The organism is Nocardioides montaniterrae (assembly GCF_054782655.1).
Genome location: NZ_BAAGSB010000001.1, coordinates 150963 through 174161, shown reverse-complemented (window position 1 = coordinate 174161; position 23199 = coordinate 150963). Strand labels below are relative to the sequence as shown.

Here is a 23199-nt window from a genome sequence, read left to right as displayed (position 1 = left end):
GTGCGGGCCCGGCACCTGCTGGCGGCCGGCCTCGCCCTGGCCGGGTCCGTCCTCGCGGCGTACCTCACGCTCGTGCAGACCGACACCGTCCGCTCCGCGTGGGATCCCTTCTTCGGCACCGGCACCGAGCGGGTCCTCCACTCCTCGGTGACCGGGCTGCTGCCGGTGCCGGACGCGCTCCTCGGTGCGGTGGCGTACGCCGGCGAGGCGGCCCTGCTGGTCCTCACCGTGACCCGGTTCGGCCGCCGCCGGTGGCTCACGCTCCTGCTCGAGGCGGGAACGGTCGGCTTCGCGCTGGCCGGGCTCGGCCTGGTCGCGGTGCAGGCGTTCGTGGTGCACGCCTGGTGCACGCTCTGCCTGGCCTCGGCGCTGCTCTCCTGGACGATCCTGCTGCTGGTCGGGCTCAGCCGTCGCCCGAGGTCCGGGTGCTCGAACCGCCCAGGTGACGGGCCGTGTTGACCAGGCCGACCAGGCTGAACGCCTGGGGCGTGTTGCCGAGCTGGCAGCGCCGCTCGACGTCGTACTGCTCGCTGAGCATGCCGACGTCGTTGCGCAGGTCCAGCAGACGCTCGAACGTCGCGCGCGCCTCCTTGCGGCGACCGGTGCCGTGCAGGGCATCGGCCAGCCAGAAGGTGCACGCGAGGAAGGCGCCGTCGTGGCCGGGCAGGCCGTCGCCACCGCCGTCGGCCTCCGGGTCGTAGCGCAGCAGGAAGCCGTCGCGGCACAGCTCCTCGCGGACCGCGTCGACGGTGCCGACGACGCGCTCGTCGTCCCACGGGAGGAAGCCGACGCGGGGGAGCAGCAGCAGCGAGGCGTCGAGCCCGCGCGAGCCGTAGAACTGGGTGAACGTCCCGCGGTCGGCGTCGTAGCCGTGCTCGCAGACGTCGCGGTGGATCTCCTCGCGCAGCGCGCGCCAGCGGTCGACGGGGCCGTCCAGCCCGTGCTTCTCGACGGTCGTCACCGCACGGTCGACGCCGGCCCAGGCCATGACGCGGGAGTAGACGAACGCGCGCTGTGGCCCGCGGACCTCCCAGAGGCTGTTGTCCTCGCGGTCCCAGTTGCCCTCGAGCCAGTCCAGCAGCGCCAGCTGGATGTCCCAGGCGTGCTTCTCGGCGCCGATCCCCGCCTCGCGGGCGAGGTTGAGGCCGTCGAGGACCTCGCCCCAGACGTCGAGCTGGAGCTGGTCGGCGGCCGCATTGCCCTCACGCACCGGGCCGGAGCCGGCGTACCCCTTGAGCCAGTCGATCTCCACCTCGGTCATCCGCCGGCCGCCGTCGAGGCGATACATGATCTGCAGCCGCGATGGATCGCCGGCGACGGCGCGGACCAGCCACTCGCGCCACGCCTTGGCCTCGTCGACGTACCCCGTGCCGAGGAGGGCCTGGAGCGTGAACGTGGCGTCGCGCAGCCAGCAGAACCGGTAGTCCCAGTTGCGGACGCCGCCGATCATCTCCGGCAACGACGTGGTCGCCGCGGCGACGATGCCGCCGGTGGGCGCGTAGGTCAGCGCCTTGAGCAGCACCAGGCTCCGGCGTACGGCGTCCTGCCACTCGCCGTCGTAGGTGCACCGGTCCGCCCACCGCTCCCAGAACGCCAGGGTGTCCTCGAGCGCCCGCTCGGGGTCGGCCTGCTTCGGCGGGTCGAGGTGGGAGGCCTGGTGGGTGAGCACGAAGCCGAGCCGCTCGCCCTCGCGGACGGTGAAGCGGGCGGTGATCGTGCCGTCCTCGACCTCGACGGACACCGGGCTGGTGAGCCAGGCGGCGTCCGGCCCGGCGACCGCGAACGTCTCCCCGTCGCGCTGGCTGATCCACGGCGTGATGTGCCCGGAGTCGAAGCGCAAGCGCAGGTCGAGCTCCATCTCGACCTCGCCGAGGCGGCCCTCGACGATGCGCACCACGTCGGCCGCCTCGCCGCGCGGCGGCATCAGGTCGGTGACCTCGACCTCCCCGTCCCGGCTGCGCCAGCAGGTGCGCAGCACCAGCGAGTCCTCGACGTAGGCACGTTCCGGTCGGGCGTCCCCGTCGGTGGGGGCGAGCAGCCACCGTCCCGCGTCGACGTCGTCCAGCAGCGCGGCGAAGCAGGGCGCGGAGTCGAAGCGCGGCAGGCACAGCCAGTCGATCGAGCCGCGCCGGGACACCAGCGCGGCGGTGTGCAGGTCGCCGAGGAGGGCGTAGTCCTCGATGGGGGTCGGGTCCTTGGTCACGGACCGCCGGTACCCAGCTTTCGCCGGAGGCTGCCTCGCGGGCCCGGATCGGCGTACCTTCGGGGCATGCGTACGCCGACCCGCCTCGCCGCCCTGCTGACCGCGCTCGTGCTGGCGCTCGGCTCCGCCTCGGCGTCGCGCGGCTCGAGCGGCTCGAGCGCGCGGCCGACCGCCGAGCGGACCGTGGCCGCGCACGTGAAGATCGCGAACATGGCCTTCTCGCCGACCTGGATCGGCATCGACCGGGGCCGGACCGTCGTCTGGACCAACCGCGACACGATGGCCCACAGCGTCGTCGTCACCAGCGGGCCGGTGCTCTTCAAGTCCGGCCGCATCGCGCCGGGCGCGACCTTCTCGCACACGTTCAAGCGGCACGGCCGCTACCGCTACAAGTGCGGCATCCACCCCACGATGCGTGGCACGGTCTGGGTCCGTTGATCGCCTAGCCTGCTCCGCGTGGGCGTGAGACTCGAGGGGCTGCTGGTCGCGGACGAGCCGGAGGTCTGGGCCTCGGCCGGCTTCGCGGTGGAGGACGGCGCGCTCGTCGTCGGATCGCTGGTGCTGCGCTTCGGCGGGGACGGGACCGGCATCGTCGGCTGGGCGCTGTCCGGGCTGCCGGACGGCATCGTCGATGTCGATGGTGTGGCAGTCCTCGGTCTCGACGCCGCCTCGACCAGCGCCGCGGGCCACTCGCCCAACGGGGTGACGGGGGTCGACCACGTGGTGCTGATGACGCCGAACCTGACCCGCACGCTCGACGCCCTCGCCGTCGTCGGTCTCGAGGCGCGCAGGACCCGCGACGCGGAGATGCTCGGTACGCCGATGCGGCAGGTGTTCTACCGCCTCGGACCGACCGTCCTCGAGGTCGTCGGCGAGCCGGACGGGCGCGGCGACGGCCCCGCGAGCCTGTGGGGGATCACCTTCACGGTGCGCGACGTCGACGCCACGGCGGCGTACCTCGGAGAGGGCCTCGGCCGGGTGAAGGACGCCGTCCAGCCCGGACGCCGGATCGCGACCCTGCGCGGGCGGTCCTTCGGCATCAGCGTCGCGGTCGCGTTCCTCTCGGAGCGCTCGTGAACACGCCGGTCATCATCCACACCGACGGCGGTTGTACGCCGAACCCGGGGCCCGGCGGGTGGGGTGCGGTCCTGCGGTTCGGTGACCACGTGCTCGAGCTGTTCGGCGGCGAGCCCGGCACGACGACCAACAACCGGATGGAGCTGACCGCGCCGATCATGGCGCTGGAGAAGCTCAACCGGGAGTCGGTCGTGCACCTCTACACGGACTCGACGTACGTCCGGAACGGGATCACCCAGTGGGTCGCGGGGTGGAAGCGCAACGGGTGGAAGACCTCGGCGAAGCAGCCGGTCAAGAACGAGGACCTGTGGCGGCGCCTGGAGGAGGCGTGCGCGCGGCACCAGGTCGAGTGGTTCTGGGTGAAGGGCCACGCGGGCAACCCGGACAACGAGCTGGCCGACCAGCTGGCGACGCGGGGGATGCAGCAGGCGATGGGCGTCTCCGGTTAGCGATCGCTAACATCGGCCGCATGGAGCGCAACATCTTCGAGCCCGAGCACGACGACTTCCGGAAGAGCGTGCGCGCGTACGTCGAGCGCGAGGTCGTCCCGCACTACGCCGAGTGGGAGAAGGACGGCATCGTGCCGAAGTCGCTCTTCACCGGTCTGTCCGAGCTCGGCCTCACGGCAGCGGTGCCGGAGGAGTTCGGCGGCGCGGACCTCAAGGACTTCCGCTACAACGCGATCTTCATCGAGGAGGGCTCGTACGCCGGCGTGGGCCCCGCCATCCTCGGCCCGACCCTGCACTCCGACATCTGCCTGCCCTACCTCCTCGAGCTGACCACCGACGAGCAGAAGGGGCGCTGGCTGCCCGGCGTCGCCACGGGCGAGAAGGTCCTCGCGATCGCGATGACCGAGCCGGGCACCGGCTCGGACCTCTCCGGCATCCGCACCAAGGCCGTCCGTGACGGCGACGAGTACGTCATCGACGGCGCCAAGACCTTCATCACCAACGGCCAGAACGCCGACCTGGTGATCCTCGCCTGCCGCACCGGCGAGCACCCGCACAAGGGCATCTCGCTGATCGTGGTCGAGGCCGGCACGCCCGGCTTCTCGCGCGGCCGCAACCTGGAGAAGGTCGGCATGCACGCCCAGGACACCTCCGAGCTCATCTTCGAGAGCTGCCGCGTCCCCGCCGCCAACCTGCTCGGCAACGAGGGCGAGGGCTTCTTCGGCCTCACCAACAACCTCCCGCAGGAGCGCCTCAACATCGCGATCGGTGCGATCGCCGGCGCCCGCGCCGCGCTGGAGTGGACCAAGCAGTACGTCCGTGACCGCAAGGCGTTCGGCAAGCCGATCGGCTCGCTGCAGACGATCAGCCACCGGCTCGCGCTGCTCGAGACCGAGGTCGAGATCACCCAGACGTACGTCGACCGCTGCATCCTCGAGCACAACGACGGCGGCCTGTCCGTGGCCGATGCCGCCAAGGCCAAGCTCTGGTCCACCGAGGTCCAGGGCCGGGTCGTCGACGCCTGCGTCCAGCTGCACGGCGGCTACGGCTACATGCTCGAGTACCCCATCGCGCGGGCCTACATCGACAACCGTGTCCAGCGGATCTACGGCGGCACGTCCGAGATCATGACCGAGATCATCGCCCGGTCGCTCAAGCTCTCCTGAGCCTTGCCGGGATCGGGTGGCGTCGATGTCACCACGTGACACCCACCCCACCCGATCTGCCTCAAGCACCTGACAGGGAGCAGCGGGCGCACCGCTGAGGCGATGCGCGCCACCCGTTGGCCGCGAGCAGCGCGCCGACCTTGGCCGCCGTACGACAGGGGCGGCCGTAGACCTGGCCCCACCCGAGGCGGGCGGTCACGGCTCCGCTGATCGCGGCGTCGAGGTCCCTCTCGAGATCGCGGTCGCGGTCGTGGACGCGCGAGTGGTGGAGGCGCCCGTCGAGCTCGATGATGGTGTTCAGGCCGAGGTACACGGCATCGCGGTAGAGCGTTCCCTTGGTGCTGTCGCGGAACTGCCGCTCCGCGGTCGGCAGCCGGTGCGGTCGCTCGACGAGGGTGAGATAGCCGTGCTCCAGCACCGAGCACGTGCCGGCGCCGACGTCGGCGAGCACGGCGGTGAGGAACGCGCGATCGGGCACGCGCGAGCGCTCGGCCAAGGCGGCGCTCAGCAGAGCGGTGGTGGTGATGCGGGCGCCGACCACGTCGGCGATGTGGGCGACCGCGTCGAGTCGATCGGCGGCCGCGATGGCGAGCGCGATGGTGGCGTGCTCGGTCCGCTGCGAAGGCGGCTGCGAGGAGAGTCTCGTCTGTCGCGCCAGGTCGCGGACCCGGTGGATCACGATCCCGTCCCGCGCCTGGAGGGTCCGGCGGTGGGCGATCGCCACGTGGACGGGAAGGCCGTCGTCGGCGGCGAGGCGCCCGCGGCTGTCGACCGCCCGTCGGGCCGAGGCGCCGAACAGGATCGCCGGTTCGGCCCACAGGACCGCGGCCCACGCTCGTTGGAACCAGGTGGGGACGCCGGTGTGGTCGACGTACACGCCCGGGTGGACCTGGGCCAGCTCGCGACGCCGGATCAGACGGCGGATGTCGTTCGGCGTCAGGCCGCTCGCGAGCAGCTGGCGCCGGCTGACGACGCCCGACTGCACGCGCCGGAGCAGCGCGTACGCCGGTGGGAGGTCCATGGCGTCACTCTTCGTCGGCTTCGGGCTGCCTGCAAGGTGCGCTCCCTCACCTGTGGAGAACGTGATCGGGTGGGCTGGGTGTCACGTGGCGACACCCAGCCCACCCGATCTTGAGCGAGGCGCCCGCTCAGGACTCCGCGGCCGCCTCGGCCCAGCGGGTCAGGCGACGCCGGCAGCGACCTCGAGCCCGGTGAGGGAGTCCTCCAGGTGGACCAGCAGCCGCTGGAGGTGGGGCACGGCACGGCGGCAGCCGGTGATGCCGAAGCCCATCTGGTCGGCGTACGACGTGCAGGTGATGTTCATGGCGTTGCCGTTCATCGGGATGGACAGCGGGTACTGGTCGGTCATCTTGGCGCCGTTGAAGTACTGCGTCTCCCGGGGCCCGGGGACGTTGGAGATGACCAGGTTGAACGGAGGCTTGACCAGGCCGGCCAGCTTGAGCATCGGCAGCGCCATCGCGGGCGCCATGCCGAGCGCGGTGACGGCCAGGATCTGGGCGGGAGTCATCGACTCGAGCGCCTCCTTGCCTGCCTGCATCGACTCGTTGATCGTGGTGAGTCGCGTGGCGGGGTCGGCGATCTCGGTGCCGAGCTTGGTCATGATCGCGCCGACGGCGTTGCCGCCACCGCCGCCCTCGGAGGTGGCCGAGCGCGACTTGAGGCTGACCGGGACCATCGAGACGAGCGAGTCCTCGGGCAGCTCGCCCAGGTCGTCGAGGTAGGCCCGCAGCGCGCCGCCGCACATCGCGAGGACCACGTCGTTGAGGGTCGTCCCGGTCGCCCGGCCCACCGCTCGCAGCCGCTCGAGGGGCCACGAGTCGGCGGCGACGCGCCGCGACGCCGACACGGGCACGTTGAAGATCGTGCGCGGTGCGCTCAGCGAGATCGGCGAGGTCTGGCCGCGGGCGCCACGGTTGAGCGACTTGATCACCGCTCCGGGCATGCCGGCGGCGTCGGCGGAGATCGCCAGCGCCGACCGGAGCGCGCCGACGATGGCGGCCGGCTCGACGAGGTCGCTGGGCTTCGGCGTACGACGCCGGCGGCCGACCGCGGCATCGAACGGGAAGAGCATGTCGCGCTCGTCGGGGTCGGGGGACATGAAGCTCTGCAGGATCTTCATCGCCGAGACACCGTCGACCAGGCTGTGGTGGATCTTGCTGTAGAGCGCGATGCGGCCATCGGCCAGGCCCTCGATGACGGTCATCTCCCACATCGGCCGCTCGCGCGTCATGATCGTGCCGTGCAGCCGCGAGGACAGCTCGAGCAGCTCGCGGATCCGGCCCGGCTGCGGCAGGGCGCTGTGGCGCAGGTGGTACTCCATGTCGATCCGGTCGTCGACCTTCCACAGCATCGGGCCGACGCGGGGGAGCAGCGGGCTCGGGTGCTTCTTGAACAGGGGCGCGATCTCGGTCGTGCGGATCGCCCGCTCGTAGAGGTCACGCAGGAACGTCGGCTCCGCGTCCGGCGGCGGCTCGAACAGCTGGAGCCCACCGACGTGCATGGGCTGGTTCTTGGTCTCGCTCGCCAGGAACGCCGCGGAGGTGGGGTCGATCAGCTGCGCCATGGTCGGAACACTAGGCCCCTCGGTCCAGAAGGTCGGACCGATCGGACGAACTGAGCCCGGATCCCTCCCCAACGAAAGACTTTCGTGCCAGGATGCCGCCATGGTCCTGGGGGGAGAGGCGAGCGTCCGCGCTCGAGTGATCGGGCTCGGTCTGCGTGCGACGGTGCGCCCGGTGATCGCGGCGTGGACCGCCGCCCCCGGACTGCCCTGGCCGTACGCCGTCGCCGACTACGCCGGCATCGCCCAGCACAAGGTGCGTGGCACGCAGTTCCGGCGTACCTCCCTCGGCGGGGTGCCGACGCAGGAGGTGCTGCCCAAGAGCCGCACCGACGAGCGGACGATCCTCTACTTCCACGGCGGCGCGTTCGTCGTGGGCGGCTGGCACCTCCACCGCGCGCTGCTCTCGCGCATCGCCGCCCAGACCGGCGCCCGGATCCTCGCGGTCGACTACCGCCAGCTGCCGACCCACCCGGTCTCGGTCTCGGTCGACGACTGCGCGGCGGCGTACGAGGCGATCCTCGAGGAGGTCGCGCCCGAGGACCTGGTCGTCATGGGCGACTCGGCCGGCGGCTTCCTGACGTTCACCACGCTCGCCCGCGCCGGCCGTGCCGGTCTGCCGATGCCCGCCGCCGCGGCTGCGCTCTCGCCGCTGACCGACATGCGCCACGGCGCCGTCGAGACGTACGCCGGCTGCGCGCTGTTCGGCCCTGGCGCGATCCCGGCGTTCCGCCAGTTCGCCGCCGAGCGCGAGATCAAGCCGAGCTACGCCCACCCCAGCGACGTGCGCGCTCCGCTGCTGCCCCCGATCCTGATCCAGGCCGCTACGCACGAGGCGCTCTACCCCGACATCGAGCGCTTCGCGCAGGACCTCGTGGCCGGGGGAGCGCCGGTCGAGCTGCACACGTGGCCGCTCGACATCCACGTCTTCCACGCCGCCGCGCTGCTGCCCGAGGCGCAGCAGGCGGTCACGGCCCTGGCCGCGTTCTGCGACGAGGCGTGGGTGAGCGCCGCGGTCGGCGTGCACGCCACCATCACCGCCTAGTCCTCACCGACCAGTCCGCGCCGCCCAGCATTTGCCGAGCGGCACGTAACGGCCGTCACACGCGCGTCGTTGATCCGGCATGCACCTGCGCGGGACGTACGCCGCCCTCACGACCCTTGCCCTCGCCGGCGCACTGGTCTCGACCGGCCTGACGCCGGGAGCGCATGCGGATCCGGCGTACACGGTGCAGACGCTGCACTTCAAGGTCGTCGTCGGCCCGAACGACGACACGACCTGCGACATCGTCGGTGACCTCTACCAGCCGGCCACGGCGAGCGCGACCAACAGGGTCCCGGCGATCCTGACCACCAACGGCTTCGGCGGCTCCAAGGACGACCAGGCCGGGATGGGCCGGTTCGGCGCCAGCAACGGCTACGAGGTGCTGTCCTACAGCGGCCTCGGCTTCGGCGGCTCCTCCTGCAAGATCACCCTCGACGACCCCGACTGGGACGGCAAGGCCGGCAGCCAGCTGGTCGGCTACCTCGGTGGCAGGGCCGGCGTCGCCTACCTCGACGCCGCGCACACCCAGCCCGCGCCGGCCCTCGACGTGGTCGCCCGCGACACCGTCGACCACCTGGGCCACGCGAGCACCGACGACCCGCGCGTCGGCCTGATCGGCGGCTCGTACGGCGGCGGCTTCCAGTTCGCGACGGCGGCCGACGACCCGCGGGTGGACGCGATCGTCCCGATCATCACCTGGAACGACCTGTCCTACAGCCTCTCGCCGAACAACACCGACCAGCTCACCTCCACCGGCGTCTCCACCCAGCGCTCCGGTGCCGCCAAGCTGGTCTGGGCCGTCGGGTTCAGCGGCCTCGGCTTCGTCAACGACCTCCAGAACAACCAGGTCCCGCCGGACGTGCTGGCCTGCCCGAACTTCGCCGACTGGGTCTGCCCCGCACTCGTGTGGGCCGGCTCGACCGGCTACATGGACGCCCCGACGGTCGCGCACCTCCGGCACGCGTCGGTGGCGTCGTACATCTCCAGGATCAAGGTCCCGACCCTGCTGATGCAGGGTGAGAACGACACCCTGTTCAACCTCAACGAGGCCGCCGCGACCTATCGGGCCCTCAAGGCGCAGGGCACGCCGGTCAAGATGGTCTGGCAGTCGTGGGGCCACTCGGGCTCGACGCCAGCGCCGGGCGAGGTCGACCTCGGAGCGCCCGACGCGACCACGCAGTACGAGACCGGCCGGATCAAGGCCTGGTTCGACCACTACCTCAAGGGCAGCGCGGTCTCCACCGGACCGACCTTCTCCTGGTTCCGGGACTGGGTCTCCTACACCGGCAACGCGGCTCCGGCGTACGCCTCCTCGGGGACCTTCCCCGTCGGGAGTGCCAAGGTGTGGCGCCTGTCCGGACAGAAGGGACTCGTCACGGGCACGGCGCCGAACGTCGTCGGCAGCCAGGGCTTCGTGACGCCCGCGGCGGGCGCGCCGACGCGGTTCAACGACCTCGACGTGCTGGGGACCTACCTCGGCTCGACCTCGGACTACCCGGCCGACCTGGCCGGGACGTTCGGCCACTGGGACACCGCGCCGCTGGCGGCGGACGTCGACGTGGTCGGCTCCCCGACCGTCACCCTCAAGGTGGACGCCCCCAGCGCGGCGCTGACGCAGGGCGCCGGTGAGAGCGGCCAGCTGGTCCTCTTCGTGCGGATCCTCGACGTCGCCCCGGGTGGCAGGGCGCGGTTGATCCACGGCCTCGAGGCGCCGGTGCGGATCCCCGACGTGACCAAGCCGTTCGTCGTGAAGGTGCCGGCGATCGTGCATCGCTTCGCGGCCGGTCACCAGATCGAGCTCCAGGTGGCCGGTGGCTCGATCAACTACCGCGGCGGCGTCACCGCGACGCCGGTGACGATCCACTCGGGCGCCGGGCAGACGGTGAGCCTCCCGGTCGTCCCCTGACCCTCACTATCCTCAGGATCGTGCGGGGCATCTTCTTCGACGAGGACGAGGCGCGGGCCGTGGTGGCCGCGCTCGTCGCCGACGGCTACTCCGCCGAGCTCAGCCGCGAGCGGCTGGCCGGCGAGGACGACGAGGACGCCCACCCGTGGGCCGTCGTGACCGACGCCCCGGAGATCACCCTCGAGCTGCTCGTCGAGAGGTACGACGGATGGCTCGATGTCGACCTGCCCGAGCCCACCCGGGTGGAGCTGCCGCTGCCGTCCGCGCCGAAGCGGATCAAGCGCCCCTGAGTCAGGCCCTCAGGGCGTCACGAAGCGGGTAGGCAGGCAGCGGGGCCGCCGCCGTACAGCTGGGTGCTGACCGCAGAGCTGCCGCCGTCGACCCAGTCGGCATCGATCGTGACCTGCTTGCCGTCCTGCTTGACCGTGAACGTGCCGAGCTCGCGGAACGGCTGGCCGGAGCGCAGCTCGCGGCCGGTCGCGAGCAGCGCCTTGCGCGCCGTCGCATCGGCCTCGGCATCGGCGGTGGAGGAGAACTCGAGGTAGTTGGTCGTCGCCTTCGGGTCGCCGGTCGCGACGAGCGCACGGACGACCGGGTGGCCGAGTGCGGCGTACGCCGGCGTCGGCTTCCGCGGCGTGGAGCCGTACGCCGAGAGCGGCTGGCAGATGTCGCCGCCGGCGGCCATGGCGGCGTACTCGGCCTTGTCGGCCCGGTCGATGATCGGCGCGAAGTCGCCGCGGTGCTCGGCGAGCGACTTGTCCTCGTCGTCGGTCACAGCCGCGACGTCCTCGAGGGCGGCGCCGCTCTGCGAGCCCACGACGAGGTGGTCGTCGGAGTCGATCAGCACGTCGGTCATGTACGCCGGGTAGAGACCGCCGACCAGCTGGGTGCCCGGGTCGGCCTTGGCGTTGAAGTCGATCGAGTAGCGCGCCAGCCCGTGCACGACGTCCTTGCGGTAGCCGTTGCTGGTCAGGCTGCGGCCGAGCGCCCCCAGGTCGAGCTTGTCGTCGGCGCGCCAGATCCAGGCGGACCGGCCGCTCCACGCCGCGGCGACCTCCCAGCGGATGTCGAGCTCGTTGAACGGGCCCGTGCGCATGGCGGGGAGGTACTGCGCGAGCTTGGTCCCGCCCCAGTCCTGGTCGGCATAGGCGGCGACGTACTTCTTGACGTCCTCGGCGGTGGCGTCGCGGCCGCTGATGTCGTCGACGCCGAGGCGCTTGGCCATCGCGCGGCGGTCGGTGAACTCCAGCGCCGTCGCGCCGGCCGGGACGAACTTGGCGGCGGCGACGATGTCGGGGTCGCTGCGGAACAGCGCGCAGCCGCCCAGCCCGGCGGTCAGTGCGGTACCGCCGAGGACGACGGCGATACCGGAGACGACGGCCGACCGGACGCGGTGCTTCATGGGCGCGAGACTAGTCTTCGCCCCATGAGCCAGCGCCCCGGCCTCCGGTTGCTCCTCGTCCACGCGCACCCCGACGACGAGTCGATCGGTCAGGGCGCCACGATGGCGAGGTACGTCGCCGAGGGGCGCGGTGTCACGCTCGTGACCTGCACCGCCGGCGAGATGGGTGAGGTGCTGGTCCCCGAGCTGGCGCACCTGGCCGCCGACCAGGACGACATGCTCGGCGAGCACCGCCGCGGCGAGCTCGAGAACGCGATGAAGGCGCTCGGCGTGACCGACCACCGCTTCCTCGGCGGCTTCGGCACCTACCGCGACTCCGGCATGAAGTGGCACGAGGACGGACACGCCGTCGCGGCGGACACCATCCACGACAACGCCTTCTGGAACGCCGACCTCACCGAGGCGGCCGCCCACCTCGTCCAGGTGATCCGCGAGGTCCGCCCCCAGGTGCTGGTCACGTACGACGAGTTCGGCATGTACGGCCACCCCGACCACATCCAGGCCCACCGCGTCGCGACGTACGCCGCCGCGCTGGCCGCCGCTCCGTCGTACCGCCGCGACCTGGGGGAGGCCTGGGACATCGCCAAGCACTACTGGGGTGCGATCTCGGAGAGCCGGCTGCGTGAGGGCCTGCGCCGGCTGCGCGCGGCGGGCGACACCACGACCTTCGAGGGGATGGATCCCGAGGGTGAGCTGCCGTGGATGTTCTCGCGTGATGAGGACATCGACTGCGAGGTCGACGGGACGGCATACGTCCAGCAGAAGCTCGCGGCGCTGCGCTCCCACCCGACCCAGATCACGCCCGACGGCCCGTTCTTCGCGCTCAACGACAACCTGGGCGCCGAGTCGCTCGCCGTCGAGCACTTCCGGCTGGTGAAGGGTGCGCGTGGCGAGGTCGGCGAGAACGGCTGGGAGAACGACCTGTTCGCGGGCGTCGACCCCGACTGATCGTCGCGCCTCCCCGGGCGAGCGGCCCGGCTTCGCGATGATGCACCTGTGAGCTTCTGGGACGACTCGGCCGAGCCGGTCGAGGTCGACCGCCGCGGCCGCGCCCGGCGTGAGCACGCCGGCCTGACGGTGGTGCTGGGCGTCGTGGCGCTGCTGGCGGTCGTCCTCGCGCTCGCCTACGCCGCCCTGTACGCCGTCGCGGGCGATCGGGTGCCGCGCGGTGCCGTCGTCTCCGGGGTGGATGTCGGCGGCAAGGGCCATGACGACGCCGTCGACGCGGTCGCGATCGCGTTCCGAGCCCGGGCGCAGCAGCCGATCGTGCTGTCGGCAGCGGACGCGACCGGGGCCGAGCGCACCGTGTCGGTCCGGCCCTCGGCCATCGGTCTCGCGGTCGACGCGGAGGCGTCGGTCGACCAGCTCGGCGCCCGCCGCAGCTGGTCCCCGGCCCGCCTGTGGGACTACTTCGCCGGCGGCGACGACCGCGCGGCCGTCGTGCGTCTGGATCGCGACAAGCTCGCCGCCGTCGTCCGGACGATGCGCGGTGGTCTGGGTGGCCCGCCGGTCAACGCGCGCGTGGTCTTCACCAAGGACGGCCCGCACACGGTGCCCGGTCGTGCCGGCGATGCGATCGACCTCGACGCGGCGGCCTCGGCGGTGTCCTCGGCCTTCCTGACCGGTGCGACCCGCGCCCAGGTCCCGCTCGACGCGGCCGAGCCCGAGATCGACGCCGCGGGCGCTCTGGACGGCCTCGGCGTCGCCCGGCCCGCGATGGCCGCTCCGGTCGTCCTCCGCTTCGGCCCGAAGGCCGTCACCCTGCGTCCTGCCGAGTTCGCCAAGGCGCTCGCCATGCGGCCTGCTGACGGGCGCCTGGTGCTCGCGGTCCGTCGGGGCCCGCTCCTCGCGCTCGTGAAGGCGCAGCGACGCAGCATCGAGCCGCGCGACGCCGCGATCCGGCTGGTCCACGGCCGCCCGCAGGTCGTTCCCGCTCGCGCCGGCCTGGCGTTCACCGACGACGCCGTGGTGGCGGCGTTCCGGCGTACGGTCTCCGAGGTGGGGAAGCGGCGGACGGCATCGGTCGCGGCCCGCCGGGCACAGCCGAGCCGCACCACCGCCGAGGTCCGCGCGCTCGGCGTGGGCCGCGAGGTGGCCGCCGCGACGACGTACGCCCACGGCGCTCGCGCCTCCGACTTCAAGGCGACGGGCATCGACGGCCGGCTGGTGCTACCCGGTGCCGACCTGACGCTGCACGGGGCGGGTGCTCCCGTCGTGACCACAGTGGCCCAGGCGGGATTCTTCGCCGGGCTGCGCAACATGGCGCCGACCGTGCCGATTGGCAGCAGCGGCGGGGCCCTGAGGCTGCGCAACGACAGCAGGTACGCCGTCCTGGTCGACGTCACCACGACACCTGGCTCGATCCGCGTGCGGATGTTCTCGACCCGGACCTGGACGATCTCGCTGCGCAAGGGCGAGCCGCTCGACCGCGTCCCGGCTGGCGTCCGCGCCGACTACAGCCCGGGCTGCCGCCCCCTGCCGGGCCGTGCGGGCTACGTCCTCCCGGTCACGCGCGTCTTCCGGCACGCCGGCTTCCACGCGGTCGACCACACGGACGCGACGTTCCGCTGGCTGCATCCGCCGGTTCCTCGGGTGGTGTGCCCGTGAGGCGGCGTCTCGGCAGGCTCGAGCACCAGCAGCTGCACCTGGGCCTGATGCTGGCCCTCACGGTCACCACCGGCATCAACGACGCCGTCGGCTACCTCGGCCTGGACAAGGTCTTCACCGGCAACATGACCGGCAACGTCGTGGTGCTCGGCATGGCGCTGGCCGGCGGCACGGGGCTGCCGGTCCTCGGTCCCGCGCTCGCGCTGCTGGGATACGTCGGCGGGGCCGCGATCGGCGGCCGCGTGATGAGGTACGCCGGCACCGGTTGGACCCGTCCCGTCACCGCCGCGTTCAGCACCGTCGCAGCGGTGATGGTGGCGCTCGGCGTGCTGCTGCTGGTGGTGGACGACCCGGCCCACGGGCTGATGGTCGGCGTGACGACCTGCGCGGCGCTCGCGATGGGGCTGCAGGCCACCACCGCCCGCCACGTGGCGGTCCCCGATGTCACCACGGTCGTCATCACCTCGACGCTGACCGGCCTCGCGGCCGACCCGTTCACGGGGAGCCACCTCCCGCGCGCCGTACGCCGGTTCGCGGCCGTCGCGCTGATCCTGGTCGGCGCGCTGATCGGCGCGCTGCTGCTCGAGGTGACCCTCGGGCTGGGCCTGGTCGTCGCTGGTTGCGTCGTCGCGATCGTGGCCCTGGTCGGAGGGATGCACGCTCGCACGGTCGCCGGAATGTGACTCCCGGCACATCGTGTCGTTGAATCATTTCATGCGAAGGATCTCGACGTGCCTGCTCGCCCTCGTCAGCGCGCTGCTGCTGGCCCTGGGGACCTTCGCTGCGCTCGCGCCCGCCCACGCGGACACCACGATCCTGCCGCCGCTGCCGACGGCGCCCGAGGGTGATGTCGCCGGGGTCAATGTCTGGACGTGCAAGCCCACCGCCGCGCACCCGGTCCCGGTGATCATGGTGCACGGGACCTTCGGTGACCGCAGGCACCTGCTCGAGCCGATGGAGAAGGCGCTTCTCGCGCACCACTACTGCGTCTTCGCGCTCGACTACGGCAATCGCGCCACGGGCGACATCCCGACCTCTGCGCGCCAGCTGAAGGCATACGTCGCCAAGGTGCGTGCCGCCACCGGCGCCGCCAAGGTCTCGATGATCGGCCACAGCCAGGGCGGCATGATGCCGCGCTACTACATCAAGTTCCTCGGCGGAGCGGCGTACGTCGACGACCTGATCGGCATCGCGCCCTCCAACCACGGCACCAAGCTGGTGCCCACGGCGGCGTTCAACCCCCTCTACCAGCTGCTGCCCGGCGCCCTTTGTGTCTCGTGCAACCAGCAGGCCTGGGGCTCGACCTTCCTGGCCCGGCTCAACGCCGGCGACGAGACGCCCGGAGGCGTCAGCTACACCCAGCTGGAGACCAAGTACGACGAGGTCGTGGTGCCCTACACCTCGGCGTTCCTCGCCGCCGGCCCCCGCACCACGAACATCACGCTGCAGGCCAAGTGCCCGCTGCTCATCACCGAGCACCTCTTCATCCCGACGGTCCGCACGACCATCGACCTGGCGCTCAACGCCCTCGGCCGCCGGGGCCCGGCCAACCCGGCCTTCCAGCCGCGCTGCTGACCTCACGCAGCTGGCGCGCTCCTGGCGCCTTGTGGAGAAAGTGCCGTGAGGACGGCCCGATGTCGGTGGTCGGGTTCACGGTGGACCCATGTCGACCGATAGCCCGTTCCTGCGGCTCACCTCCCTCCACCACGACGACGTCGCGACCGACGGCGTGGTCGAGTTGCTGCGGAAGGGCGGCATCGAGCAGATCACGATGAGCGCGGTCGCGCGGTGGAAGAAGGTCACGCCATCGGCGATGCACCACCAGTACGGCGGCCGCGCCCGCTTCGTCGAGGCCGTCGTGGACACGTTCGCGGGCCGCTGGGTGCGCTGGGCGATCCTGCCGGCCTGGGGGAGCGCCGTCCCGATGCGGATGCCGGAGGAGCCGGCCGAGTGCGAGGGCGTTCGCGCGTGGTCGATGATCCGTGCCCTCGCCGAGGGGGAGCGGCGCGCGGTGCGCCCGGCCGCCGCCGAGAGCGTCGCGTGGGCGCTCGGTGAGGAGCGCGCGCCATCCTGCGCGATCACGTCTCCTCGACGTTGGGGGTCGAGCTCGGTCGGTTCGATGTCGACCTCGATGAGGACGAGTAGTGCGCGGCGGCGGGACGTGCCCGCTCGCCTCACTCACAGGTGAGTGAGGTGGGAGCCACCTCGATCGTCGCGAGCCCGACGGGGAGACCTGCGCAGGGGCTGGGTCTGGCCGCTGCCGCAGCGGGCGAGCCAGCCTCACTCACCTGTGAGTGAGGCGAGAGCGCACCTCTCGCCGGGAGCCGACCGCGCCGTCGTCCGCGACCGCTAGGATGAGAACACGTTCTAGTTTCTCACTCGATCCTCCAGGGGCTGATGATGACGGCGACACCTGTTGTCGATGGCTGGTTCACCACCAGCGACGACCCGCGCCTGCTGGCCGCGCGCTGCACCGACTGCGGCGATCTGGTCTTCCCGCCGCCGCCGTCGGACGCGTCGGCGTACTGCCGCAACCCGCGCTGTGCCGGCACGTCCAGCGAGCCGGTCGAGCTCTCGCGGCGCGGTCGGATCTGGTCCTACACCGATGCGCAGTACCAGCCGCCGGCGCCGTACGTCGCCCAGAGCGACCCGTTCGTTCCGTTCGCCCTGGCCGCTGTCGAGCTGCCCGAGGGTCTCGTCGTCCTGGGCCAGGTCGCGACCGGCTTCGGCGTCGCCGACCTCAAGGTCGGTGCCGAGGTCGAGCTGGTCGTCGAGCCGCTGGACGCCGAGTCCACCATCTGGCGCTGGAGGCCCACCGCATGAGCAACCGCAACAACGCCGTCGCGATCGCCGGTGTCGGCATGCATCCCTGGGGCAAGTGGGGAAGGAACTTCGTGGAGTACGGCGTCCACGCGGCCCGTGAGGCCCTCGCCGACTCCGGTATCGCCTGGTCCGACGTCGACCTGGTCGTGGGCGGGGAGACCGTCCGCAACGGGTACGCCGGCTACGTCGCCGGCTCGACCTTCACCCAGGCGCTCGGCTGGAACGGTGCCCGCATCGCGACGTCGTACGCGGCCTGCGCGACCGGCGCCCAGGCCATCGACACCGCCCGTGCGCGGATCCTGGCGGGGATGTCCGAGGTCGCGCTGGTCGTCGGCGCGGACACCACCCCGAAGGGCTTCCTCGCGCCGAACGCGGGCGAGCGGTGGAACGACCCCGACTGGCTGCGGTTCCGGCTGCTCGGCATGACCAACCCGGCGTACTTCGCGCTCTACGCGCGCCGCCGGATGGACGTGTACGGCGCGACCCAGGAGGACTTCGCCCAGGTCAAGGTCAAGAACGCCCGGCACGGCCTGGCCAACCCCAACGCCCGCTTCCGCAAGGAGAGCTCGGTGGCCGAGGTGATCGCCTCGCCCGTCGTCTCGGACCCGCTGCACCTGCTCGACATCTGTGCGACCTCCGACGGCGCGGCCGCCCTGGTGCTGACCTCCCTCGACTACGCGCGTCGCCACGGCATCGCCGACCCGGTCCGGGTCGAGGCCGTCTCGACGGTCACGCCCACCTTCCCGAACACCGTCATCGACATGCCGCTGCTCGCGACCGACTCGACGGCCGCGGTGGGCGCGAACGAGCACACCTTCAAGGAGTCGCTGGCGCTGGCGGCGTACGACGAGGCCGGGATCGGTCCCGAGGACGTCGACGTCGCGGAGGTCTACGACCTCTCCACCGCTCTCGAGCTGGACTGGATCGAGGACCTCGGCCTGTGCAAGCGCGGTGAGGCGGAGGTGCTGCTCCGGGCCGGCGACACGAGCATCGGCGGACGGATCCCGGTCAACCCCAGTGGCGGGCTGGCCTGCTTCGGTGAGGCGGTCCCGGCCCAGGCGATCGCCCAGGTCTGCGAGCTGGCCTGGCAGCTGCGTGGTCGGGCGATGGGGCGGCAGGTCGAGGGCGCGCGGGTCGGCATCACCGCCAACCAGGGACTCTTCGGCCACGGCTCCGCCGTGGTGCTCGCCGTCTGAGCCGTTCGGTATCCGAGGGTCAGGCGACCTCGAGCCGGGAGATCGCGTGCTCGCCGGAGAGCCCCTTGAGCTCGAACGTCCCCACCGGCTCGACCGGAAGGTCGGTCTCGGCGAGCACGTCGACGACGGCCTGGCTGACGTAGATGTCGCCGCCCTGCGCCAGGCCGGCGACACGCGCCGCCATGGCGACGTTCGTGCCGAAGTAGTCGCCCTCCTTGGCCACCACCTGCCCGGTGTGGATGCCGATCCGCACGAGCACCGGGTGTCGTCGCAGCGGCCCCTCGGCCGCGCGGGCCAGGTCCTGCTGGACCGCGAGCGCGGCGCGGCAGGCCGCCTCGGTGTCGCGGAACGCGACCATGAACCCGTCGCCCGCGGTCTTCACGACCTGGCCGCGGTGCTGCTCGATCCGGGTGCGCAGGATCCGGTCGTGGGTGGCCAGGACCTTGACCCACGCCTTGTCGCCGAGCCGGTCGTTGAGGGCGGTCGAGTCCTCGACGTCGGAGAAGAACAGCGTGACCGTGCCGTCGGAGGCGGCCATGTTCAAGATGTCGGCGCGCTCGGTGCCCGCCCAGGCGGTGATGTCACCGATGGTCGAGGAGATGACGCCGGTGATACCGCGCTCGCGGACCATCGAGGCGGTCCGGATGACCCGGCGTACGGCGCGCTCGGCCGAGGTCGTCGCCGGCCCGGGACGCAGCGCGGCGTCGAGATCACGCTCCAGGGACTCGATCCGCTCCTCGGCCCGCTCGAGCCGGTGGTGCAGCACCGCTGCGCGCGCGAGCAGGAGCACCGAGCACAGCAGGAGCACGCCGCAGCCAACCCCCAGGAAGACCGTCACGAGTCCAGTATTCCGTCGAGGTAGACCCACCGCCCACGGCGGTGCTCGAACCGGCTCCGTTCGTGCATCTCGCCACACACGGATCCGTCGTACGACGCCGTGAACTCGACCCAGTCCTCGCCGGAGCCGTGGATCGTCAACCCGGTCCAGCGTCGCTGGTCGAGTCCGTCGAGATCCGCCATGTCGGGCCGGGTGCGCGGGTGCCAGGTGCGGAAGACGTAGTCCATCTCGTCCAGCGCGTACGCCGAGTAGCGCGAGCGCATCAGCTCCTCAGCGGTCGTCGCGTCCCGCACGCCGCGGTGCAACGGCCCGCAGCAGGCGTCGTACGCCGCTCCGGATCCGCACGGGCAGGGGGAGCCGATCACGTGCCCAACCTAGAGCGCGGACGCGTGCCTGTGGACGACCCAGGGCGGTGGTTTGCGCGCGCGGTCGCCCGGGGAGGTGATCCTCATGACATCTCGGGGAACCACCTTCAGGCAGGTCGATCCTTCGGTCGTCGCCGACGACCCGTTCTGGTCGACGGTGATGCGCGAGCACCCGGACGCGACGTACGTCCTGCTCCCGCCCCCACGCCCCACGGAGCCGGTCGACCCGCTCAGCCGTGAGGAGGTCCGGGCGGCGGTGGCGCCGGTGCTGGAGGCCTGGCAGGAGATCGTGCCGCTGATCGCGGAGGCAGGGCCGGTGGTCGAGCCGGCCGCGGGCTGGCGGGGCGCCGACGCCGTACGCCGCTTCTTCGTCGAGATCTCCCACGTCGGGATCGGGCGACCGGCCGGCGTCGAGCTGATGGCGCGCGTCGGTGTGGCCCTGGGGCTTCGCGGTTGGACGATCGAGCCGGAGCGCCGCGACGACCGATCGATCGTCCGGTGCCGCGGCCGCGGCGCCGAGCTGATCGCGGTGGCCGGTGACGGCGCCACCGTGCTGACGCTGCTCAGCCCCGGTCTCGCGGTCGACGACGTCGTCGCGGCCGACCTGCGGCGGGAGGTGCGGGCATGGCTGTGACCATCGATGTCGACTACAAGGTCCTCGAGCAGGCCAAGGCCGGCTGGGACTCGATCAACGACACCCTCGAGGCCGCCCAGCTCCGCTTCGGCAAGGTCACCGGTCACGGGTTGTCGGCCGCCGTCGCGGCCGAGGTGCTCGCCTTCAAGAAGTACTGGTACGCCGAGGTGAGCCGGCTCGCGCAGGACGCCTGGTCCAACGCCGACGCCTTCCAGTGCACGATGGTCGGCTTCACGATCTCCGACGAGCAGCAGGCGGAGAAGATCCGTTCCCTGCTGCCGTGGGCCGATCGCGGCGCCCGGATCAGGACGATCTGATGAGCACCGTGACGCTGCCGGCGAAGATCGGCGAGCTGCCGGTCATGGAGTGCCAGCCGATCGAGGCGGGCCAGCTCGGTACCGACCTGCGCACCGTCGCCGCCGAGCTGCAGAACGTCAGCGAGTGGGCCGACGGACGCGCCGCCCCGATCGGCTGGAAGGGCGACGCCGCCCAGGCTGCACAGCACGCCGGCACCCGATTCGCCCGGCGCGCCGACCTGGTGGAGGAGGCGCTCCAGCTGGCCACCGTCGCCACCACGAAGTTCGAGGACCGGCTGGTCCGCCTGCGGCAGCGCCGCGAGACGCTGGAGGCCGGGCGCGCCGAGCTCAACCAGGACATCGAGACGCTCCGGGGCCAGATCGCCCGGCGCGAGCTCGACGACGAGCAGGCGCAGGAACGAGCCCGTCACCTGACCAATCGCGCGACGCTGCTGAGCGGCGACATCTCGGCCTGGATCGACAACCTCGCCGATGCCGAGCGGACCTACATCGCCGCTCTTCGGGGGATCGACACGGCGCCCGAGGTGCGCAGCGAGGTGGCCGCCCAGCCGTTGCCGGATGCCGCGTCCCTGCTGAAGACGCTGCGCGGGCTGACGGGCCGGCTGGCCGCCCTGACGGCGTGGTGGCGCTCGCTCACCGTCGCCCAGCGTCAGGCCCTGATGGTCGCCTACCCCGGCGTCATCGGGTCCACCGACGGCATCCCGATCACCGGCCGCGACCGCGCCAACCGCGCCAACATCGGGGCGATGCTGGGTTACCTCCACCAGCGCGAGGAGGACGGTCAGCTCACGCCGGCCGAGAAGCAGGCACTGCACAACCTCGAGAAGGTGCAGTCGGTCATCAAGGACCACAGCCACCAGGTCGACCCGGTCACCGGGCGGGGCCTGTTCAACATCATCAAGTACGACCCCTACGCCTACGGCGGGGACGGCAGCTCCGTGGTCAGCCTCGGCAACCCCGATCATGCGGCCAACGTCGCGACGTACACCCCTGGCCTGACCTCCCACGGCGGCGAGCTCTCCGACATCGGCCGCATCGGAGACCTCTACGACCAGATGAGTGACCAGGGGGCGGGCTCGGTCTCGACGATCCTCTACCTCGACTACGACGCTCCGAGCCTGGACGGCTTCACCCCCGGTGCGCTCTTCGACCCCGACAAGTTCGGTCCGATGCTTGACGACCTCGTCGGCGTCACCGATCCGGCGGCCGCGCAGGTCGGCGGCCACCATCTCGCCGGCTTCCTCAACTCGCTCGACGTCACCAACAGCGTGGCCAACCCCGAGGTGACCGTCATCGGCCACAGCTACGGGTCGGAGGTGGCGGCGTACGCCGTGCACGAGCAGCCGTCGATCGTCGACAACGCCGCCCTGCTGGCCAACCCCGGCCTCCCGGGCCACAACGTGCACGACCTCGTCGGCAACAGCGGCATCCACGTGTACGTCGGCGCGGACGACCATGACCCGGTCTCGCTCCTCGGCTCGGGGCCGCTGGGCGGCCCGGGCAACCTGGGCGCCGACGGAGCAGCGGCGTCGTACGGCGCCGATCGGATCCCGGAGGACCCGAGTCCCGAGAGCGCCAGCGGGGTGCTGGGGTTCGGCAACCACCAGTCCGACCACTACCTCGGGATGCATGACGACGGGACGCCGACCCGGGGGCTGCAGGCGGTGGCGACCCTGGCGACCGGCGGGCATCCCGATCTCGTGCCGGGCCGGACCGCGGACAACTACGAGAGCCTGGGCGACCTGGTCAAGCACGGGGCGGCCGACGCCCTCCCGGGGCCGGTGCGTGGGGGGCTGTCGGTGCTAGCCCACACGCCCACGGGGGAGGGCGTCCGGTTCGTGTGGGACCACACGCCGGACGGCGTCAAGCTGGACATCGCCAAGGGCGGTCTCTACGGGCTCGACGGCGCCGTGCACGTCGCCGACGGTGGCCTGCACGTGCTCGACGGCGCCGCGCAGACCCTGTCGCCGATCAGCCCGGTCGCCGGGCTCCTTGACCACGGGCTGGACGCGATCACGCCCGCGGCCGATGGGCTCGCGGAGAACGCCGACCACCTGGTCGGTCACCTGGTCGGGCTGCTCCGATGAGCGCCGTACGCCCCCTCGCCCTGCTGGTGCTCAGCCTGCTGGTGGTCGGCTGCGGGTCGCTGTCCGGCCCGACCGAGAGCAGCTCCTCGGCCCAGGACCGTGGCGCCCGCGCCGCGCGGCTGCTCGACCAGGTGGTCGCGGCGATCCGCGACCACACCGGCGGCACCGGGTCGGAGGGGCTGTCGTGGGGCGGCGGCTGGCAGGAGTGCACGTCGTACGTCGGCCACGAGGTGGAGTTCCGCGGCCAGGGCTCGTGGGACGTGCCGGGTGGCACCGACGGGCTGGCCCAGGCCGTCGCCGACCGGCTCCGGGCCGACGGCTGGACCGTGAGCTCGCAGGGCGGCCGCCTGACGGTCACCGGTGACGGCGTGCACGGCGCGCTGTCGATCGCGGATCGGTTCGTCTCGTTGCGGGCCGGCACGGGCTGCATCGGGGTCTCGGCGGCGACGAGCAGCAGGCTGCTCGCGCTCGAGCACCACGGCTGACGCATCCGACGCCCTCTC

At 72.1% G+C, this 23199-nt stretch carries 25 protein-coding genes; 19 read left to right on the top strand and 6 right to left on the bottom strand.

Features of this window, described 5'->3' with window-relative positions; genetic code table 11:
• Entirely contained in the window at positions 1 to 459 is a 459-nt protein-coding gene (locus ACYVJ3_RS00835; protein ID WP_460850584.1) for a vitamin K epoxide reductase family protein, read from the top strand.
• Here the strand turns inward: ACYVJ3_RS00835 and ACYVJ3_RS00830 are convergent.
• Complete coding sequence (locus ACYVJ3_RS00830; protein WP_460850583.1) at positions 404 to 2203, bottom strand: glycoside hydrolase family 15 protein; 1800 nt, start codon at positions 2201 to 2203, stop codon at positions 404 to 406. The two genes, ACYVJ3_RS00835 and ACYVJ3_RS00830, sit on opposite strands and share 56 nt — an antisense overlap.
• 66 nt (positions 2204 to 2269) lie before the next feature.
• Between ACYVJ3_RS00830 and ACYVJ3_RS00825 the strand changes: the two genes are divergently transcribed.
• From ACYVJ3_RS00825 to ACYVJ3_RS00810, 4 genes are read left to right on the top strand one after another with little or no spacing between them, the layout of a single operon-like run.
• On the top strand, positions 2270 to 2641 hold the full coding sequence (locus ACYVJ3_RS00825; protein ID WP_460850582.1) for a cupredoxin domain-containing protein: 372 nt from the start codon (positions 2270 to 2272) through the stop codon (positions 2639 to 2641).
• 18 nt (positions 2642 to 2659) lie between these two features.
• Positions 2660 to 3280 (top strand): VOC family protein, encoded by a 621-nt coding sequence (locus ACYVJ3_RS00820; RefSeq protein WP_460850581.1) that lies wholly within the window; start codon positions 2660 to 2662, stop codon positions 3278 to 3280.
• Complete coding sequence (gene rnhA / locus ACYVJ3_RS00815; RefSeq protein WP_460850580.1) at positions 3277 to 3729, top strand: ribonuclease HI; 453 nt, start codon at positions 3277 to 3279, stop codon at positions 3727 to 3729. The genes ACYVJ3_RS00820 and rnhA overlap by 4 nt, the downstream gene beginning before the upstream one ends.
• A 20-nt stretch (positions 3730 to 3749) precedes the next feature.
• On the top strand, positions 3750 to 4895 hold the full coding sequence (locus ACYVJ3_RS00810) for an acyl-CoA dehydrogenase family protein (RefSeq protein WP_460850579.1): 1146 nt from the start codon (positions 3750 to 3752) through the stop codon (positions 4893 to 4895).
• A 61-nt stretch (positions 4896 to 4956) separates the two neighbouring features.
• Here ACYVJ3_RS00810 and ACYVJ3_RS00805 read toward each other — a convergent pair whose 3' ends face one another.
• Together ACYVJ3_RS00805 and ACYVJ3_RS00800 are read right to left on the bottom strand one after the other, a co-directional pair.
• Positions 4957 to 5916 (bottom strand): type IV toxin-antitoxin system AbiEi family antitoxin domain-containing protein, encoded by a 960-nt coding sequence (locus ACYVJ3_RS00805; protein ID WP_460850578.1) that lies wholly within the window; start codon positions 5914 to 5916, stop codon positions 4957 to 4959.
• A 159-nt stretch (positions 5917 to 6075) separates the two neighbouring features.
• Positions 6076 to 7479 (bottom strand): WS/DGAT/MGAT family O-acyltransferase, encoded by a 1404-nt coding sequence (locus ACYVJ3_RS00800; RefSeq protein WP_460850577.1) that lies wholly within the window; start codon positions 7477 to 7479, stop codon positions 6076 to 6078.
• A 100-nt stretch (positions 7480 to 7579) separates the two neighbouring features.
• On the opposite strand from ACYVJ3_RS00800, the gene ACYVJ3_RS00795 reads away from it, so the two are divergent.
• The 3 genes from ACYVJ3_RS00795 to ACYVJ3_RS00785 all read left to right on the top strand — a co-directional run bounded on the left by ACYVJ3_RS00795 (position 7580) and on the right by ACYVJ3_RS00785 (position 10717).
• Positions 7580 to 8521 carry an alpha/beta hydrolase gene (locus ACYVJ3_RS00795; protein WP_460850576.1) on the top strand — a complete coding sequence of 314 codons (942 nt, stop codon included), beginning with the start codon at positions 7580 to 7582 and terminating at the stop codon, positions 8519 to 8521.
• Positions 8522 to 8600: 79 nt separating this feature from the next.
• Complete coding sequence (locus tag ACYVJ3_RS00790; RefSeq protein ID WP_460850575.1) at positions 8601 to 10427, top strand: alpha/beta fold hydrolase; 1827 nt, start codon at positions 8601 to 8603, stop codon at positions 10425 to 10427.
• A gap of 20 nt (positions 10428 to 10447) precedes the next feature.
• Entirely contained in the window at positions 10448 to 10717 is a 270-nt protein-coding gene (locus tag ACYVJ3_RS00785; RefSeq protein WP_460850574.1) for a hypothetical protein, read from the top strand.
• A 17-nt stretch (positions 10718 to 10734) separates the two neighbouring features.
• Here ACYVJ3_RS00785 and ACYVJ3_RS00780 read toward each other — a convergent pair whose 3' ends face one another.
• Positions 10735 to 11829: a hypothetical protein gene (locus ACYVJ3_RS00780; protein WP_460850573.1), complete on the bottom strand. Its 1095-nt coding sequence runs from the start codon at positions 11827 to 11829 to the stop codon at positions 10735 to 10737.
• Between the two features lie 24 nt (positions 11830 to 11853).
• On the opposite strand from ACYVJ3_RS00780, the gene mshB reads away from it, so the two are divergent.
• The 7 genes from mshB (at position 11854) to ACYVJ3_RS00745 (ending at position 18455) form a co-directional block, all read left to right on the top strand.
• Positions 11854 to 12777, top strand: a complete 924-nt coding sequence (mshB, locus tag ACYVJ3_RS00775; protein WP_460850572.1) for an N-acetyl-1-D-myo-inositol-2-amino-2-deoxy-alpha-D-glucopyranoside deacetylase — start codon at positions 11854 to 11856, stop codon at positions 12775 to 12777.
• Positions 12778 to 12825: 48 nt separating this feature from the next.
• On the top strand, positions 12826 to 14436 hold the full coding sequence (locus ACYVJ3_RS00770) for a peptidoglycan binding domain-containing protein (protein ID WP_460850571.1): 1611 nt from the start codon (positions 12826 to 12828) through the stop codon (positions 14434 to 14436).
• On the top strand, positions 14433 to 15119 hold the full coding sequence (locus ACYVJ3_RS00765) for a YoaK family protein (RefSeq protein WP_460850570.1): 687 nt from the start codon (positions 14433 to 14435) through the stop codon (positions 15117 to 15119). The genes ACYVJ3_RS00770 and ACYVJ3_RS00765 overlap by 4 nt, the downstream gene beginning before the upstream one ends.
• Positions 15120 to 15150: 31 nt before the next feature.
• On the top strand, positions 15151 to 16011 hold the full coding sequence (locus ACYVJ3_RS00760) for an esterase/lipase family protein (protein ID WP_460850569.1): 861 nt from the start codon (positions 15151 to 15153) through the stop codon (positions 16009 to 16011).
• Positions 16012 to 16099: 88 nt separating this feature from the next.
• The gene (locus ACYVJ3_RS00755) at positions 16100 to 16624 is read left to right on the top strand and encodes a hypothetical protein (RefSeq protein ID WP_460850568.1); all 525 of its coding nucleotides are present in this window, start codon (positions 16100 to 16102) and stop codon (positions 16622 to 16624) included.
• A gap of 212 nt (positions 16625 to 16836) precedes the next feature.
• On the top strand, positions 16837 to 17259 hold the full coding sequence (locus ACYVJ3_RS00750) for a Zn-ribbon domain-containing OB-fold protein (RefSeq protein ID WP_460850567.1): 423 nt from the start codon (positions 16837 to 16839) through the stop codon (positions 17257 to 17259).
• Positions 17256 to 18455, top strand: coding sequence for a lipid-transfer protein (locus ACYVJ3_RS00745; protein ID WP_460850566.1), 1200 nt, complete (start codon positions 17256 to 17258; stop codon positions 18453 to 18455). Before ACYVJ3_RS00750 ends, ACYVJ3_RS00745 begins: the two co-directional genes overlap by 4 nt.
• 19 nt (positions 18456 to 18474) lie before the next feature.
• On the opposite strand, the gene ACYVJ3_RS00740 is transcribed toward ACYVJ3_RS00745, so the two are convergent.
• On the bottom strand, positions 18475 to 19293 hold the full coding sequence (locus ACYVJ3_RS00740; RefSeq protein ID WP_460850565.1) for an adenylate/guanylate cyclase domain-containing protein: 819 nt from the start codon (positions 19291 to 19293) through the stop codon (positions 18475 to 18477).
• Positions 19290 to 19658 (bottom strand): YchJ family protein, encoded by a 369-nt coding sequence (locus ACYVJ3_RS00735; RefSeq protein ID WP_460850564.1) that lies wholly within the window; start codon positions 19656 to 19658, stop codon positions 19290 to 19292. The genes ACYVJ3_RS00740 and ACYVJ3_RS00735 overlap by 4 nt, the downstream gene beginning before the upstream one ends.
• 85 nt (positions 19659 to 19743) lie before the next feature.
• On the opposite strand from ACYVJ3_RS00735, the gene ACYVJ3_RS00730 reads away from it, so the two are divergent.
• Genes ACYVJ3_RS00730 through ACYVJ3_RS00715 form a run of 4 tightly spaced genes read left to right on the top strand, consistent with a single transcriptional unit; the run spans position 19744 to position 23181 of the window.
• Positions 19744 to 20292 (top strand): hypothetical protein, encoded by a 549-nt coding sequence (locus tag ACYVJ3_RS00730; protein ID WP_460850562.1) that lies wholly within the window; start codon positions 19744 to 19746, stop codon positions 20290 to 20292.
• Positions 20283 to 20609, top strand: a complete 327-nt coding sequence (locus ACYVJ3_RS00725; protein WP_460850561.1) for a hypothetical protein — start codon at positions 20283 to 20285, stop codon at positions 20607 to 20609. The genes ACYVJ3_RS00730 and ACYVJ3_RS00725 overlap by 10 nt, the downstream gene beginning before the upstream one ends.
• Positions 20609 to 22696 (top strand): alpha/beta hydrolase, encoded by a 2088-nt coding sequence (locus ACYVJ3_RS00720; protein WP_460850560.1) that lies wholly within the window; start codon positions 20609 to 20611, stop codon positions 22694 to 22696. The genes ACYVJ3_RS00725 and ACYVJ3_RS00720 overlap by 1 nt, the downstream gene beginning before the upstream one ends.
• Positions 22693 to 23181: a hypothetical protein gene (locus tag ACYVJ3_RS00715; RefSeq protein ID WP_460850559.1), complete on the top strand. Its 489-nt coding sequence runs from the start codon at positions 22693 to 22695 to the stop codon at positions 23179 to 23181. Before ACYVJ3_RS00720 ends, ACYVJ3_RS00715 begins: the two co-directional genes overlap by 4 nt.
• The last annotated feature ends 18 nt before the right edge of the window (positions 23182 to 23199 follow it).

Coding starts and splice junctions, on each gene's coding strand:
- ACYVJ3_RS00805 (WP_460850578.1), bottom strand. CDS start 5,916: ATGGACCTCCCACCGGCGTACGCGCTGCTCCGGCGCGTGCAGTCGGGC.
- ACYVJ3_RS00730 (WP_460850562.1), top strand. CDS start 19,744: ATGACATCTCGGGGAACCACCTTCAGGCAGGTCGATCCTTCGGTCGTC.
- ACYVJ3_RS00755 (WP_460850568.1), top strand. CDS start 16,100: ATGTCGACCGATAGCCCGTTCCTGCGGCTCACCTCCCTCCACCACGAC.
- ACYVJ3_RS00720 (WP_460850560.1), top strand. CDS start 20,609: ATGAGCACCGTGACGCTGCCGGCGAAGATCGGCGAGCTGCCGGTCATG.
- ACYVJ3_RS00745 (WP_460850566.1), top strand. CDS start 17,256: ATGAGCAACCGCAACAACGCCGTCGCGATCGCCGGTGTCGGCATGCAT.
- ACYVJ3_RS00810 (WP_460850579.1), top strand. CDS start 3,750: ATGGAGCGCAACATCTTCGAGCCCGAGCACGACGACTTCCGGAAGAGC.
- mshB (WP_460850572.1), top strand. CDS start 11,854: ATGAGCCAGCGCCCCGGCCTCCGGTTGCTCCTCGTCCACGCGCACCCC.
- ACYVJ3_RS00725 (WP_460850561.1), top strand. CDS start 20,283: ATGGCTGTGACCATCGATGTCGACTACAAGGTCCTCGAGCAGGCCAAG.
- ACYVJ3_RS00790 (WP_460850575.1), top strand. CDS start 8,601: ATGCACCTGCGCGGGACGTACGCCGCCCTCACGACCCTTGCCCTCGCC.
- ACYVJ3_RS00750 (WP_460850567.1), top strand. CDS start 16,837: ATGACGGCGACACCTGTTGTCGATGGCTGGTTCACCACCAGCGACGAC.
- ACYVJ3_RS00800 (WP_460850577.1), bottom strand. CDS start 7,479: ATGGCGCAGCTGATCGACCCCACCTCCGCGGCGTTCCTGGCGAGCGAG.
- ACYVJ3_RS00780 (WP_460850573.1), bottom strand. CDS start 11,829: ATGAAGCACCGCGTCCGGTCGGCCGTCGTCTCCGGTATCGCCGTCGTC.
- ACYVJ3_RS00825 (WP_460850582.1), top strand. CDS start 2,270: ATGCGTACGCCGACCCGCCTCGCCGCCCTGCTGACCGCGCTCGTGCTG.
- ACYVJ3_RS00760 (WP_460850569.1), top strand. CDS start 15,151: ATGCGAAGGATCTCGACGTGCCTGCTCGCCCTCGTCAGCGCGCTGCTG.
- ACYVJ3_RS00795 (WP_460850576.1), top strand. CDS start 7,580: ATGGTCCTGGGGGGAGAGGCGAGCGTCCGCGCTCGAGTGATCGGGCTC.
- ACYVJ3_RS00715 (WP_460850559.1), top strand. CDS start 22,693: ATGAGCGCCGTACGCCCCCTCGCCCTGCTGGTGCTCAGCCTGCTGGTG.